The following is a 15186-nucleotide window of genomic DNA, read 5'->3' as shown; positions in this document are numbered from 1 at the left end:
GAGACATCATATGGCACAGAATATAGCACAGAATATAGCACAGAAAGAATATAGCGCGGGGGAAGACCCCCTTTTTCATCGTCATCGACAGAGCGTATATTCCCAACATGGCGAAGATGGACTCTTGCGCTATTTTTTCCAAGAAATAGGCTTAAAAAAGGGGACATTTCTCGAAGTGGGCGGCCATGACGGCATTTTTCTGTCCAATTGTCGCCAGCTCTTCGAAAAAGGATGGAGCGGCATCTTCATCGAAGCTGATAAACAGCTCTTCCAGAAACTCCAAGAGAATTATCGCCATGCGCCATCTATCCAAACATTCCACGCCCATGTGACAACGCAAGCGCCCTATTCCCTCGACTCATTCGTCAAAAAGGCTCAGCACACAGCATGCCATTTTCTCTCTCTCGATATCGATTCTTATGACCTCGCTTTGTGGAAGTCCCTGAAGAGGATACGCCCCGTGTGTGTCTGTATCGAATATGACATCGCTATCCCCTTCGACACACGCCACGAATGCCCACCCTCAACACCCCAAGAGAGACATCCCTTGAGAAACGCCGCCCTCTCAATCTATGAATGGGCATCGTCCCAGCATTATTCCCTCGTCGCCGCCACAGCGACAAATCTCCTCTTCATCGATAATCACCATATAAAAGGCACAATCCAAACACTCACCTACGGACAATTCCTCGACTATGGCGTAAGACATTTTCGTGATTTTATAGAACGCTACGCCTTTAACCATGATGGACGGCTCATCGCTCTCTATCAGGACCGCGCGTTCTTACGTAACGTCATCGCCGTGCCGGGCACACCCTATTACATGGCACAACCCATCCCAAAGGGATTCCTCTTCCCTCTCTTCGGACATAAAACGCTCCTCTCACGATGTCAACGCTTCTGCGCTGTGTTCTTAAACCGCCTCGCCATCATGACCAGACCATGGCTATGGAGAGATTTCTTCCTCTGCAAGAGAGACAAAAAAACAACATCATCACCCATAAACCCTATGAAGACACACAAGCACCCACATCATGCCTCCTCTCACTGACACATCGTCCTATGCCTACCTGATGGCGGCCATTCTCTTCGAGGTCACGGGAACGTTGCTCCTCCCCCTCTCCGACAATTTCACGAAAATTCTTCCCACCATATCCTTAACCATCTGTTATATGGCGGCCTTTTACTGCCTCACCTTCGCTATCAAAACCATCCCCATCGCCCTCGTCTATGCCACATGGAGTGGCTTAGGGATTTTCCTTATCGCCCTCTTCTCTTATGTTGTCTATGGACAGAGCCTGTCATGGCTTGCAATCTTGGGCCTGTTCTTTATTATCATGGGCGTCTCCCTCGTCACATTGTTCCGTTCATAAAAGACCATGACAATACGCCATCCCCTTCGTCTCGCCTTGCTCTGTGGTGCTCTTCTCATAAGCACCCATACCCCTCTCCTCCATGCCTACAGCGACAAGACATGGCTCGGGCAGTGGCACACAAGGGACGGCTGGGGCTCGGACTATACCATCACCTTGTCCCAAAACGGACAGGCGCATTCCTCCTATGGCGATGGCTTAGACGGCACATGGCGCGAAAAAGATGGCGGTATCTTCATACAATGGCGCAATAACGCCACAGACTTCCTCTTCCAAGGCGTCATGGGACGCCAACGCCTCTTCGTCCACCCGTCAGAACCCAGCTTCAACTATAGCGCTGGACTACAACGATAAGAACGCCTCACCCTCTATGGCAGGGAAAAATGTTCTTTGAGCTCCGCTATCTCCCTCGCTGACAACCCATAATCCTCGTAATTGGGTGTCTCGCCACGCACCATCCGCCGCACAACATCCCTCTGTCCTGCCGATAAATGCACAGCCCCTAAGCGATAATCGTCAAATGCCTCGCATGTCAAGGGAAGCCACGGACGCATGATCTTATTGTAGATCGTCTCGGCATAGGCGCGTATCTCGTATTGGGCATGGGCATGACAGCGCAACGCCAAAAAATGCAACAAATTATGGACATCGCTCTTCCAATACCACTCCGTGTAGATATTCACGGGAAGAACAGCGCGCGCCAATTCACGAGCAACGCCATAGCCTTCCCCCTTTCCCTTCTTCTTCCCTAAAAGAGTAAGATAGGCGTTATAAGCCGCTTTCGATGCCTTCCTGATATGCTCCACAGCATGACGCGCCCGCTCCTTTGGTAGAAGAGCACCACGCCCTTGCTTATTGTCGGTAGATTGCGCCGCCATATGCGCCAAAGGAGGCGCATCACCCGAAGGCACACCACCAAAAAGGTCGGGACAAGACATCTTCTCCGTCTTCTCTTGACGGACAAGGGCTTCTAACCACGCCTTGTCTGGAATATAAAACTCGTCCTTCATCAGCGAATAACGCGCCGAATACTCGTTCACATTCGCTGTGCGATGACGAATCCACTGACGCGCCACAAAAATAGGCATCTTGACATGCAACTTCACCTCGCACATCTCAAAAGGTGTCGTGTGCCGATGGCGCAATAAATAACGAATGAGCGCCCTGTCCTCACGACTCGTCTTCGTGCCATCGCCATACGAAACACGCGCCGCCTGCACGATCGCCTTGTCATTGCCCATATAGTCAACAACACGCACAAACCCATGGTCCAACACCCTGTAAGATGTCCCGTTATTAATCATCTTGTCCAACGCCACCGAATGGGGACGCATCGAAACTGCCCTCATACCCGTCATATCCTTGTTGCGTACCGTCCCTCACCCCTCTCTCACAGACTCTTACCATACACAACACACCCCAAAATGGAAAGCCCCGAAACATACAAAGGCAACCGCCTACAGACCATACCACACAGAGCCACACGCGCCCCATGCGCACAAGATTTTCCCGTTGCAATCCGTCGCCACAAAGATTATACTGAGTCTCGTGAGGCTTCCTCACTATGGTGATAAACGCATTGCAGGAGTAACTGAACTGGACCCGGGGGCGGTACCCGGCACCTCCACCAAAAGACATAAGGGGGTGAGATAGGATCGACAGGCTGTGAAAAACTTTGCTTTTACCCGAATCTGGTTCATTCGAAAATCAGAACCAACTCACAAGTGCCAACGACAATGTTGCACTCGCTGCTTAACATCTAAGTAAGCGCGGCTCGGGAGGTGCCGGGCAACAGAAACCTCCCACCAACCCCGAAGACCGTCAACAGCATCGCCCTATGCCTCTTATCCCCGCCACGACAGCCACGACATATCCCACAACATATCTCGGGCGCATAATGTCCGCGCAACGTCTCCCATAAGGCGCATCATCGTATGGGTTCGGAAGATAAAAGCCTTATCCCCTACCGCCTATGGCTCGATGAGGGCATGCGACTCATCGCCAAACGCACCATCCAACATATCATCGCCCACGGCTTGCAAGGAAAACATCACCTCTACTTGACCTTTCGCACCGATAGAGACGACGTCACGATGGCAGAGTCCTTGCGAAAACGCTACCCTGAGAGAATGACAATCCTCCTACAACACCAATTCCAAAATCTCCAAACCAACGATGTCGCCTTCTCTGTAACCCTCTTCTTCCACAGACTCGCCTATCGCTTGTCTATCCCCTATGACGCCCTCGAGGAAATGCGCGACCCCATCGCCCCCATCGAATTGCACCTCACGCCAGCATGCTCCTCCACACAAGGGACGACCGACGCCAAAACACGCACAGAGACCAACATCACCGACCGCACAAAACCCATTATCCCCTTTCCCAAACGCACACCCATACGGCTCTCCCCTCCAAGCCAACAGACCACCCACAAAAAAACAACACAAACCTCAAAGACAAAAGACACAAAGGGAAAGGACAACAGACAAAAAACCGCACGCCTCATCCCTCTCATAGCACGCAAAAAGACACCGCCTCCCCCTCGAACACCCTCGCAATAAACCCTCCTCACAATAACCCCCCCTCACAATAGCCCCCCCCTCACAATAACAATGCCAAAGACACAGCCTACACACAGAACAGAACAGGATAGTCTCGGCCCTGTCGCCGTCGCCCATAACTGCTATTGGGGCGCGCAAACCCAAAGAAGTCTCGAAAACTTTGCCTTTCCAGCGCATACAGAGCGCATGCCACACGACATCATCCATGCTCTCGCCATACAAAAACACGCTGCCGCCCTCGCCAATATGGCCTTAGGCGTCCTCGATACCAAGCTCGGTAACGCCATCATTGCCGAAGCAAAAAAAATACAAAAAGGCATGATGGACGACCAGTTTCCCCTCGTCATATGGCAAACAGGCTCAGGCACCCAGAGCAATATGAATATCAACGAAGTCATCGCCAATAGCGCCAATGAACAATTGGGACAGCCGTTAGGCTCAAAATCCCCCGTCCACCCTAACGACCATTGTAATTGCTCGCAATCGTCCAATGATACATTCCCCACCGCCATGCATATCGCCGCTGTGCTCCTATGCCACAAGACACTCCTGCCAGCCATCGAACGCCTCAATGACGACCTCGCCAAAAAAACGCGCGCCTTCAAAGACATTATCAAGGTGGGACGCACCCATACACAAGACGCAACGCCTATCAGTCTGGGCCAAGTCTTTTCTGGCTATCACGCCATGACACAGGCAAGCGCGCAACGTATCCGCCATGCCCTCCAAGCCCTTTACGCCCTCGCCCAAGGGGGAAGCGCTGTCGGAACGGGACTCAATACACCTAAGGGATTCGCAGCGCAGTTCGCACGCCACGTAGCAGACATCACAGGCCACCCCTTCACAGCCACAGACAATACCTACGCCCACATGGCGGCTCATGACGACCTCGTCTCCTTCTCGGCAAGCCTCGAGACTCTCGCCGTAAGCCTCATGAAAATCGTCAATGATATACGCTTCCTCGCCTCAGGACCAAGAAGTGGCTTAGGCGAACTCATCCTCCCCGCCAACGAACCTGGTTCATCCATCATGCCCGGCAAAGTCAATCCCACACAATGCGAAAGCCTCAGCCAGATATGCGTCCAAGTCATGGGCAATCATAGCGCCGTGACAATCGCCGGCAGCCAAGGGCATTTCGAACTCAATGTCTACAAGCCCGTCATCATCCATAATGTCTTACGTTCCCTCTCCCTTCTCGCCCACGGCATCACGAATTTCCATCGCCATTGCCTCACTGGCGTGCGCCCTCACAAGCAACGTATCCAAGACCTCATGGAGCAATCGCTCATGCTCGTCACCGCCCTCAATCCCCACATCGGCTACGAGAACGCCGCCAAAATCGCTCAGAAAGCCCATCAAGACAACAGCACCCTGAAACAAGCAGCCATCGCCTTAGGGCTTGTCAATGAACAGCAATTTGACGCATGGGTGCGCCCTCAAGACATGATACGCCCCTATGAACCATCATAATGGCCACGGCTCATGTCATCGTCCTCACATGGTCTTTAGGCGCTTTATTTAGGCGCACCCTTTGCTTTGCCTTACCTTGACACAAAAATCGCGGATGATATGGGTCGAATCCAAAGGACCAGGGCTCGCCTCAGGGTGATATTGCACCGCCATGAGTCGGCCATCAAGAGACATCCCTTCCACCGTCCCATCAAATAAAGAATGGTGCGTGACACCCAAAGACGAGTCGAGGGACTCCTCAACGACGGTAAAGCCATGATTCTGGCTCGTAATGTCGATGCGCCCGTTCGTCTCGCAACGCACAGGCTGATTCCCGCCATGATGGCCAAAAGGCATCTTCATCACACGCCCGCCTAACCCTAAACAGAGCAATTGATGGCCTAAACAAATGCCTAGCACGGGAAGTCGACTCTCGATGAGACACCGCACCACAGCGCTCACGCACTCGAATGTGGCACGTGGGTCCCCAGGCCCATTGCTTAAAACAATGCCATCAGGGTCATACGCCATGATGGCAGCAGCATTGGCAGAAGATGGAACAACGCGCACATCGACGCCGCCCTCGTATAAATGACGCAATAACGCACGCTTCACGCCATAATCGATAACAACGACAAGAGGACGCTCGCCTTTGGTCTCTCTTGTATGCTGTGCCTCCTTGCCTTGCTCTGTCGTTTCCCCGTATCCACGAAAGAGCCCTTCCCGCCACAGATAATCTTCTCTCGTCGTGACATCTAAGTCAAGACGTCTGCCTTCCATAGGAGGCTCATGCGCCAAGGCTTTCCTGACATCGTCTATATCATCAGCCCTTAATCCTTGAGGACGATGGACAATGCCTCCATTGAGACATCCCTTATCACGCAAACGATGCACCAGCACACGAGTCTGGACGCCACAAAGCGCTATAAGCCCATGACGGACAAGCCATCCATCCAATGACTCGATGCTCCGATGATTCGATGGTGGCGTGATCGGCGTCGCCAGAACACACCCCCGCACAAAAGGACGCGCCGCTTCGTTGTCCTCGTCATTTGTCCCCACATTGCCAATATGAGGAAACGTGAACAGGACGATCTGCCCGCAATAAGAAGGGTCAGTCAAAATTTCCTGGTAACCCGTCATGGATGTGTTGAAACAGAGCTCACCCAACGCCATGCCTTCACAGCCAACCCCCTGTCCCACACAGACAAAGCCGTCCCCGAGCACAAGGGCTGCCGTTATCTCTTGCTGAGCATGCATTGTCCCCCTCTCTCCATAAAAACGATTTGCTTTTTCACGGGCGTTACGTCACCATAGGCACAGGACACCCCCGCCATCATAGCATACATCATGACAGAATCTTCTTCTCAATTGCAGGGCATGCGCGATACCCTCCGCCAAGCCCTCAATCGCGCCATCAAAACGAAAGACGCCCTCTGTGTGAGTAGTCTTCGCATGATTCTCGCTGAAATCACACGAAAAGATATTGACGCACGGACTGGCTCAAAGGGCGCCACCAAAGCCATAGACGACCAAGCCATCATGGCGTTGCTCCACACGATGGTCAAAAAGCGCCAAGAGAGCGCCGACCTCTATCTCAAAGGCGGTCGTCCCGAATTGGCAGATAAAGAAAAAAAAGAAATTGGTATCATTCAAACATTTCTCCCCGCCATGCTCAGCACAGAAGACACCCTTGACGCCATCGATACAACCATCAAAGACATACAGGCAACCACCATAAAAGATATGGGACGTGTCATCGCCTCCCTCAAGCAACGCCATGGCGCATGCCTCGATATGGCGAAGGTCAGTGCCTTGGTCAAAGAACGTCTCGGCGCGCTTCCTAAAAAGACGCCATAGGGGTGTCAGCTGATGGGCTCTTTTGCTCCCGATTTTCTGGAGAGACTTCGGCAGAATAGCGATATTGTCTCTCTTATTGGCTCTTATGTGAAGCTCACCCGCGCTGGGGAAAGCCACAAAGGACTATGCCCCTTCCATAAGGAAAAGACGCCCTCTTTCCATGTCCATGGGGAAAAAGGCGTTTATTATTGCTTTGGTTGCCATGCCAAAGGCGATGCGCTCACCTTCTTGCGCGAATACCATCATATCAATTTCGTCGATGCTGTCTTGAAACTCGCGTCTCTACGTGGCATGGAGGTTGTCTATGATTCTTCCTTCTCACACAAAGCGCATAAAGACGCCAACGACAAGAAAAAGCGTCTTATGGCGCTTGTGGAGATGGCGTCAGTGTTCTTTCAGAATGCCCTCAGGGAAGAGAACGGGACAGAGGCAGCGTTGATACGCACCTATATCAAAGAGCGCGGTATCACAGATGACATAAGAGACAGATTTTCCCTTGGCTTTGCGCCACCCCACGACAGAGCCTTGCGTATGGCGCTCGAGGAAAGGGGGTTCACACCAGAGGAATGGACGACATCTGGCCTGTACTATAAGAAAGATAAGACAGATAAGACAGGGGCGTGTGTTCCACGTTTTCGCTCTCGCCTTATCTTTCCTATCCACGACAATCATGGGCATGTCGTTGGCTTTGGCGGGAGGTCGGTGAAAAAAAGCACAAGCAGCTACCCTATCCCTAAATATATCAATTCGCCACAGACGCCTCTTTTTCATAAAAAGGATGTCCTCTATGGACTCCATCATGCCGCTGATGCCATACGCACGAAAAAGCGCGCCATCTTGGTGGAAGGCTATATGGATGTCATCACGCTCTATCGTTGTGGCTTTCAAGAGGCGGTCGCTCCCCTTGGCACAGCCCTCTCTGTACGCCATGTGCAAACATTGTGGCGACGAGGCGCAACAGTATTCGTCTGTTTAGATGGCGATGATGCTGGCAGACGCGCCGCGACTCGCCTTGCCCATCTTATTCTCCCCGTCATCACGGCTGAGAAGAGCCTGTTTTTTATCTTTCTTCCCCCCCACGAAGACCCCGACTCCATGATGAGGCAAGGCGAGAAAGCGATCGCCCATTTCAACGCCTTATTAGATAAACCCCATAGCCTTGCCTCCCTCCTGTGGCAAGACGCCTTTTCCTACGCCCACACGCATGCCCCCCCATCCACTGACCCTATGGCTGTGAAAAAAAGTCCCGAATACTACGCGCGGGCAAAAAAACAGCTCCTCAAAGATGCGGATGCCATCCAAGATGACGTCCTCCGCAAAGAATACGCGCAGCTGTTTAAAGACTGGTTCTTTTCCTATCTCTCGACTCGCACCCATAAACAACAACGCCCAAAAAGCCGTTTTGGCATGCCTCCCCCTCCCCATATCATGCCCTCAAGAGCGACACAGCGTGGCGTAGGGGACAAAGAGGTGCTGTCGCGCCAAGATTACATTCTCGCTGCCTTGATCCACCACCCACATCTCTTGGATGAATTCATAGAGGATGTTCTCCGTATCCAATTCGCCACAGAAGAGCTCACGCGGTGCGCGGAAGTGCTTGCCCTTGCTGATCGTCGCATGTCGAGCCAAGCATTACAAGCATGGCTCTCACAACAAGGATGTGCCACCATCAAAGAAAGGCTCTGCTCGCACCATGTAGCCCTTTTCTCGCCAGAGATTGCGCCTACGGCACATCCCAGAGACTACGAAAGTAAAATCACGAGAGGCACGCAAAAAATCGCCCCCTATGGCGCCTCTGACACAGACGGTGCGCGCACACATCTGGCACACCTGATACGGGAAGAGCAACTCCATGCCGTCAGCAACGAATATGATACCACAGACCATGACGCCCATCGTCCCGATAAAAACCTCATGATGAAACGGCTCAGCTTATCGGAACGGGAGGCATTCCTCGATGCCTTGCGTAAAAAACACGACAGCGAAGATATTTTTTGAAAAATATCTTGCTTTTCCCGCATGTCGCCATTATAATCCCGTTCTAGTGTTAAAGACAAACCTCTTTCGCTGTTGCCCCAGCCGTGACGCGCGGGGGGGTTAGCGTCGTGCAACCTTTAGTCCTGCCCTGTGGTGATGAAGAAGACGTCTCCTGCTCAAAACATGCCTTCTCAAGAGAGTGCCCCCTCAGAGACCACTTATGACGCCGACAATACGGGGACTCATAACCGCTACGAGAACATCTTTCTCAGAGAAGGACAAAGCGCGTCAGAAACAGAGAGTGGACGATACAAGAAAACATCATCGGACTCTTACGCGGGATATTCTGATGACCCTATCAAAATTTATCTCCGTGACATGGGGAGTAAGGAGCTGTTGTCCCGAGAGGGTGAGATTTCCATCGCCAAACGTATCGAAGAGGGATGGAAAGCCATGTTGCGCGCCCTCAACGAACACCCTGCAACCCTTGACCTTATCTGTCGTGGCATGAAGGATGAGGCGTCTTTGCGCTCTCTTTTCAATGTCGAGACAATCTATGGGCGTGTCGCGAAAAAGAAAGAGACGAAAACATCGGCAAAGAAAACATCCCCTAAAGATGACTATGGCGGTGATGATACCCCCCATACGGCACAGATATCGACGGCAGTCATGGAGAATGTCATCGCGCCCCACGTGAAGGCATCCTTTGAGGCGTTGGACCAACTACGTGAGAAGATGGATGCCTTACGTGTGAAGCGTCTGGACTATCTGAATAAGGGGAAAGAGATACCTCCCGCCTTAGAGGCAGACTATAAGGCACATTGTGAAAAGATTTGTGCTGCCCTCGATGGCTTGCCTGTCAATGAACAGCATGTCACGTCCCTGACAGAGGCGATGCAAGACAAGCAAAAGCATATTCTCCAATTGGAAAGTGAGCTTTTGCGTCATGCCCAAGAATGTGGCATTGACCGCCAAGATTTTCTCGCATGCTACCAACATGCTGTGCTGAGTCCCCGATGGTTGGAAGAGGTCGGGCGTCGCAATGCGCCGGGCTGGCGCACATTTGCCGATGACAAAGATAACAAGGGACGCGCCCTCATCGAAAACCTTCTTGCCCTCACCAAAGAATATCATATGCCTCTGCATGAGCTGAAAGACATCCTCTTAAAGGTCAATAAGAGTAAGCGCGCAACGAAGAAGGCAAAGAAAGAGATGGTGGAAGCGAATTTACGTCTCGTCATCTCCATTGCCAAGAAATATATCCATCGTGGCTTGCAGCTGTTAGATCTTATCCAAGAGGGCAATATCGGTCTCATGAAGGCGGTGGATAAATTCGACTATCGCCGTGGCTATAAATTTTCCACCTATGCCACATGGTGGATTCGTCAAGCCATTACACGTTCCATTGCCGACCAAGCGCGCACCATACGTGTTCCCGTCCATATGATCGAGACGATCAGCAAAATCATGCGCGCACAGAAGAGAATCCTTCACAATGAAGGACGCGAACCACAGCCCGAAGAGATTTCTAAAGAGTTAGATATGCCTGTGGATAAAATACGTAGAGTCTTGCGGATCGCCAAAGAGCCTGTGAGCCTCGAAAATCCAGTGGGCGAAGAGGATGACAGCTGTATCGGCGACTTTATCGAGGATAAGGAGACCATTCTTCCTGAGGAAGCCACCATCAATAGTGAGTTGCGTGAGCAAGCCCTAGAGAGCCTCGGGGATTTAACGCCGCGAGAGGCACAAGTCCTCAAGAAGCGCTTTGGTATCGGCATGCAAACCGACCACACGTTGGAAGAAGTAGGCAAGGAATTCCGTGTGACAAGGGAGCGTATTCGCCAGATAGAGTCGAAGGCATTGCGTAAACTGAGACATCCATGTCGTTCGCGCAAATTGCGCAGCTATCTCTCTTGAGCGTCACGCACAGACACAACGACAGAAAGGGGACAGAGCATGCATGGGGGCATGGAGGCGCGCCTGTCCGTCATCGATGGTGTCCTTGATGTGTCATCTATGGTATGGCATATAGGTATAGAGGGGGTATAGGGGGTGTATAAGAGAGGCGAAAGGGGGCCCGTAGTTCAATTGGTTAGAGCGGACCGCTCATAACGGTTAAGTTGCAGGTTCGAGTCCTGCCGGGCCCACACGAGGAACATCATCACGACTCCCCATCATCGCTACCGTCGTCACGCCCATCCTCCTCTTTTCTCTCAACAACCAACGCGCCAAGGGCTTGAATCATCGGGAGAAGGGCGGCGGATGCCTCCTGTGCCACAGAGGCAATATGCTCGTTGTCACTTATCTCGTTATCCTCTTCTTGCTCTTTCTTGGGATGATTCTTTCTATGGTTTAATATCGCCATAGCGAGGATCACCAGTCCATAGGCATATCTTTTCTCCCATGTTTCAGGGGTGATGTTGGTTTTATCCTTCTCAATTGGCCATGAACAGAAAACACAATACCGTCCCTTTTAGCATCCCCAGTATACCCTTTCTTCTTATCTGGTTTGAAAACATAAATGGCATATCTGAATTGTTGATCCTCAGCAGTGAATGACCCAGTGCCTGGCCATTCCGACCCCGGTTCGAGATTTTCCATTTTGTCGTCATCCAAACGCGCCCTGAGCCCCGCAAGGATACTCTGGTAAGAAGATTTTCCTTTTAAGGTGTTGCCTCTGGGAGGACGACGTTCGAACACTTTCGCAGGGACCGCTATATCAGGCATGAAGAAAGCCAAGCGCCACATAAGGCGCGTGTGGATCGCCGAACGCAATTTCGCTCCGACATTATACTCGTACAATCTCACAAAGGTGTCTGAGACAAGAGGTTTGCCATAGGCCTCTGGATAGGCCCCCGGCATAAGTTTTAGCTCATCAGCGCGAAAGGATAAAATCTTGCCGTGAGGCGCAAGATATGTGTAACGAGAACTCCTCTCTCCTCCCTTTGGGTCTTCGCGTCTTATGATGGTGACACCCCATAAGTCCCTGGTTGTATCCTCTCCATATAATGTCCTATCGAGGTTGGCGGGAATATCCCTGTGGCGTCTGGAGATGACGAGGGATAGATTATGGTCAGAGCCACAGAAGCGCAAGACGCCACTGCCCCCCATGCCAAACTTCCCCTGCACAAAGGGAATATCAAGCTTGTTGCTCTTGGTGAGGGAGAGTATCGTCTCTGGCATGCGTTGGGGTGACTGCCCTTCCCCCATATCGATGATGGATAAAGAAGGCTTCGTGTTTCCTCCTGTTGCCACAAGCGCGATATTGCCCGCCAAGGCTGCCCTCTGTTTGCTGTCTATGCTGGATAATTTCCCATTATAGATACCGAAGAATCGTTTTTGCGCCTCAGCGATCGTTGGAGGAGCTTTACCCCCTTTGGGGTTAATGTTCCTCTTTAAGCATTCACGCATCAACAGCATTGGTGAGTTTCTCAACGAGCGCCCTGGCGGCAGCCCCTTGTTGATTACCAACAACAGAAAAATTATTGCTGTTAGAATCACCACCATAGGGACACCATGCGGACTCATCGTCCCAATAGCCCTTATCACGCAATATCTTGACAACGTCCTCTGCTTTGTCCGCATACGCCAAAGCAAGAGCCAATTCTTTTATCTGGTCGTTTGTCATAATGTAAACTCCTTGTCCTTAGAAAAGTGAAACTTTGCTTTCGTATGTTTCACATGCTTGTCAATCTCTGAGAATATCTTTTTTATATCCTCCTGAGAATAATCATAGGCAGCTCTATTGGCACAATTTCCCAATACATCGAGTTTCTTGAGAACATTTCTTGTGCGCATAGACGCTAGTCGCTTGAATTTCGCCTTTTTCTGTTCGTTATTTTCCATATGAACCTCCTCTGTTTAGGATAGATACTCTTTATCGTATATAATACCTATAATGTCAATAGAAAACAAATATATTTTCATTATATGACACATCGTATCGATTTTATGGCGATATATGCAACGTCACGCCTGTTCCTATTGCCCTATCAGGCAACAAGCATGACGACAAGAGCGTAAAAATGTGAAGAAGAGCTGTCACAAGGCGTGACAAAAAAGTCCCTGAACCGAGAGCGCCAACGCCTTCCGTGTGTCCCATAAAACAAGACTGACACACAGGATAGGCACGACGCCCATGCCACAGGGACTCGCCCCCCACTGCCCCCCCTACAAACCCTTTTTAATTGACTTTCTTGCGGAGGACGTCCAACAGAGCCGACACTTGCCCGCCGTTATTACGGAGAATAGAGGCAATCTCAGAACGTTGCGTCACTGAGAGACTCACCCCCGCCACCGTGATGTCATAAATCTTGTATGACGAGCCGTCATGGCCAACGCGCCAATCCACCAACACGGGCTTGCCTTTGTCCTCGCCACTCTGCGCAAGAAAGGACGAATTGACAATATAGAGATTGTTGCCAATGTCCTGAAAGGACGAGACTTTCACCTCACCGCTATAGCTGCGGAAACGCCCAGAATAAACACGCACGATATATTTCTCAAAAAGAGACGTGAATTCCGCCTTCTCAGCATCGCTCGCCTTGTTCCACGAACGCCCTAAGACAAAACGAGCAATGGACTCATTGTCAAAATGCGCCTTGTAATAGGCATCAAACTTCTTCTCAACAGACGCCTCACTCTCGTCAGGTGAAAAACTCTTCAATGTCTCTTGTGTAAAATCAACAATGAACTTCTGCGCATCCTCACCAGCACCCGCTAACGCCACCCCCGATACCGATACAAAAAAAGCCGACAGCAACAGGCCACACACATGGTGACGCCCTCTTATGATTCCCTTCATCCTCTCCTCTCTCCCTTTATAATACATTGATAATCATCATTCCTCTATGACCCCCCACGCCCTCTCTCTTCACAAAGAAGCACCCCCTCACAAAGACTATGGGGAGCATGGAAGCATTATGACAGACATGGCACGCCATGTCAAGGACAGACGATGCCTGAAGAGACTGAAGACGTTTAAGGGGATGGGGATGGCCCTGGCCCTGGACCCGGCGCGGGTCCTGGGCCTGGCCCAGGTCCTGGCCCAGGTCCTGGCAAATCATCGAGGAATTCATCACCACCCTCGAACGCTGGCGACGACATGGCAGCATCGCCTACCACCCGACTTTGACGCGCCTGACGATAGAGAGAGCGCACAGCCGCATAAAAATCCAAAGAATCTCGTTCCAACGCATCAAATTCCTCGAGATACAAACTACGCTGGTCAACCACAGAGACAAACGTTTGCGCAAATGATGCCGTGAAACTGATGTCTTGATTGTCATAATAATAGCTCAATGGTTGCGCATAATAATCACCAACACGCCCAAAGACATGGCGCACGCTATGAGGACCCATAAAAGGCACCATAAGATAAGGACCAGGGGGAACGCCCCACACGCCTAATGTAATCCCAAAATCGTTGCTCCGATGAGGAATGCCCCACACATCCGCCACATCGAAGAGCCCGCCAAGACCAAAAGAACCATTGATGATAAGACGCCCTAACGCGCGCCCAGCACCAGCAATATCCGCCTGCAACAGAGAATTCGCAAACGCCCGTGGCTCCTGAACATACGTCAAAACATTATGAACCCTGTCCCTGATAAGGGAGGGAACCTTCACATAGAGACGCGCTAACGGCTTGAGCGCCCAACGGTCTAAAAAAAGATTCATCTCGAAAACGACACGATTGACGCTCTCAAGAGGATCATTAATCCTATCAATGTCGCTACCGCGCTGAGACGCCGTGCTCGCACAACCAGATAAGCACGCAACGACAAGACACACAGCCACAGATGTGCGATATTTTCTCAGCATGTGATACGCTCCTATAACGACCCCCTCTGACCCACCCTACACGAACAGCATACCCCTTGTCAAATTGTGGCCTGTCCATTGTTTATGTCACATTGTTTATAGCGCCTTATGTCGTCACGGGCTTTCATCCCCAAAAACATCCC

At 51.2% G+C, this 15186-nt stretch carries 15 protein-coding genes, 1 tRNA gene and 1 other RNA gene; 10 read left to right on the top strand and 7 right to left on the bottom strand.

Features of this window, described 5'->3' with window-relative positions; genetic code table 11:
* Window positions 1–10 precede the first annotated feature (10 nt).
* Genes GDA54_02060 through GDA54_02050 form a run of 3 tightly spaced genes read left to right on the top strand, consistent with a single transcriptional unit; the run spans window position 11 to window position 1727 of the window.
* Window positions 11–1051, top strand: a complete 1041-nt coding sequence (locus GDA54_02060) for a hypothetical protein (protein ID MBC6497092.1) — start codon at window positions 11–13, stop codon at window positions 1049–1051.
* Entirely contained in the window at window positions 1035–1373 is a 339-nt protein-coding gene (locus tag GDA54_02055) for a multidrug efflux SMR transporter (GenBank protein MBC6497091.1), read from the top strand. The genes GDA54_02060 and GDA54_02055 overlap by 17 nt, the downstream gene beginning before the upstream one ends.
* Before the next feature lie 6 nt (window positions 1374–1379).
* A complete protein-coding gene (locus tag GDA54_02050; protein MBC6497090.1) occupies window positions 1380–1727 on the top strand; it encodes a hypothetical protein in 348 nt (115 codons plus the stop codon).
* 14 nt (window positions 1728–1741) lie between these two features.
* Here GDA54_02050 and thyX read toward each other — a convergent pair whose 3' ends face one another.
* A complete protein-coding gene (gene thyX / locus GDA54_02045) occupies window positions 1742–2731 on the bottom strand; it encodes an FAD-dependent thymidylate synthase (GenBank protein ID MBC6497089.1) in 990 nt (329 codons plus the stop codon).
* Window positions 2732–2881: 150 nt separating this feature from the next.
* Between thyX and ssrA the strand changes: the two genes are divergently transcribed.
* The 3 genes from ssrA (at window position 2882) to fumC (ending at window position 5404) form a co-directional block, all read left to right on the top strand.
* Window positions 2882–3180, top strand: a transfer-messenger RNA (tmRNA) gene (gene ssrA, locus GDA54_02040).
* Window positions 3181–3307: 127 nt separating this feature from the next.
* Window positions 3308–3934 carry a hypothetical protein gene (locus tag GDA54_02035; protein MBC6497088.1) on the top strand — a complete coding sequence of 209 codons (627 nt, stop codon included), beginning with the start codon at window positions 3308–3310 and terminating at the stop codon, window positions 3932–3934.
* A 51-nt stretch (window positions 3935–3985) separates the two neighbouring features.
* A complete protein-coding gene (gene fumC, locus GDA54_02030; GenBank protein MBC6497087.1) occupies window positions 3986–5404 on the top strand; it encodes a class II fumarate hydratase in 1419 nt (472 codons plus the stop codon).
* 48 nt (window positions 5405–5452) lie between these two features.
* On the opposite strand, the gene carA is transcribed toward fumC, so the two are convergent.
* Entirely contained in the window at window positions 5453–6643 is a 1191-nt protein-coding gene (carA, locus tag GDA54_02025; GenBank protein MBC6497086.1) for a glutamine-hydrolyzing carbamoyl-phosphate synthase small subunit, read from the bottom strand.
* Between the two features lie 90 nt (window positions 6644–6733).
* Between carA and GDA54_02020 the strand changes: the two genes are divergently transcribed.
* The 4 genes from GDA54_02020 (at window position 6734) to GDA54_02005 (ending at window position 11367) form a co-directional block, all read left to right on the top strand.
* Window positions 6734–7243: a GatB/YqeY domain-containing protein gene (locus GDA54_02020; protein ID MBC6497085.1), complete on the top strand. Its 510-nt coding sequence runs from the start codon at window positions 6734–6736 to the stop codon at window positions 7241–7243.
* A 12-nt stretch (window positions 7244–7255) separates the two neighbouring features.
* Complete coding sequence (locus GDA54_02015; GenBank protein MBC6497084.1) at window positions 7256–9241, top strand: DNA primase; 1986 nt, start codon at window positions 7256–7258, stop codon at window positions 9239–9241.
* A 135-nt stretch (window positions 9242–9376) separates the two neighbouring features.
* Window positions 9377–11137, top strand: a complete 1761-nt coding sequence (gene rpoD / locus GDA54_02010) for an RNA polymerase sigma factor RpoD (protein MBC6497083.1) — start codon at window positions 9377–9379, stop codon at window positions 11135–11137.
* Between the two features lie 156 nt (window positions 11138–11293).
* Window positions 11294–11367 (top strand) — tRNA-Ile (locus tag GDA54_02005).
* A 14-nt stretch (window positions 11368–11381) separates the two neighbouring features.
* Here GDA54_02005 and GDA54_02000 read toward each other — a convergent pair.
* The 5 genes from GDA54_02000 to GDA54_01980 all read right to left on the bottom strand — a co-directional run bounded on the left by GDA54_02000 (window position 11382) and on the right by GDA54_01980 (window position 15043).
* Window positions 11382–11585 carry a hypothetical protein gene (locus tag GDA54_02000; GenBank protein MBC6497082.1) on the bottom strand — a complete coding sequence of 68 codons (204 nt, stop codon included), beginning with the start codon at window positions 11583–11585 and terminating at the stop codon, window positions 11382–11384.
* An 8-nt stretch (window positions 11586–11593) separates the two neighbouring features.
* Window positions 11594–12631 carry a hypothetical protein gene (locus GDA54_01995; protein ID MBC6497081.1) on the bottom strand — a complete coding sequence of 346 codons (1038 nt, stop codon included), beginning with the start codon at window positions 12629–12631 and terminating at the stop codon, window positions 11594–11596.
* Window positions 12624–12848, bottom strand: coding sequence for a hypothetical protein (locus GDA54_01990; protein ID MBC6497080.1), 225 nt, complete (start codon window positions 12846–12848; stop codon window positions 12624–12626). Before GDA54_01990 ends, GDA54_01995 begins: the two co-directional genes overlap by 8 nt.
* A 555-nt stretch (window positions 12849–13403) precedes the next feature.
* Complete coding sequence (locus GDA54_01985) at window positions 13404–14024, bottom strand: ABC transporter substrate-binding protein (protein MBC6497079.1); 621 nt, start codon at window positions 14022–14024, stop codon at window positions 13404–13406.
* 176 nt (window positions 14025–14200) lie between these two features.
* Window positions 14201–15043, bottom strand: coding sequence for a VacJ family lipoprotein (locus tag GDA54_01980; protein ID MBC6497078.1), 843 nt, complete (start codon window positions 15041–15043; stop codon window positions 14201–14203).
* Window positions 15044–15186 lie beyond the last annotated feature (143 nt).

The organism is Alphaproteobacteria bacterium GM7ARS4, assembly GCA_014332745.1.
Taxonomy (GTDB): domain Bacteria; phylum Pseudomonadota; class Alphaproteobacteria; order GM7ARS4; family GM7ARS4; genus GM7ARS4.
The sequence above is the reverse complement of the archived record's forward strand: the minus strand, read 5'-3'. Positions and strand labels throughout refer to the sequence as shown.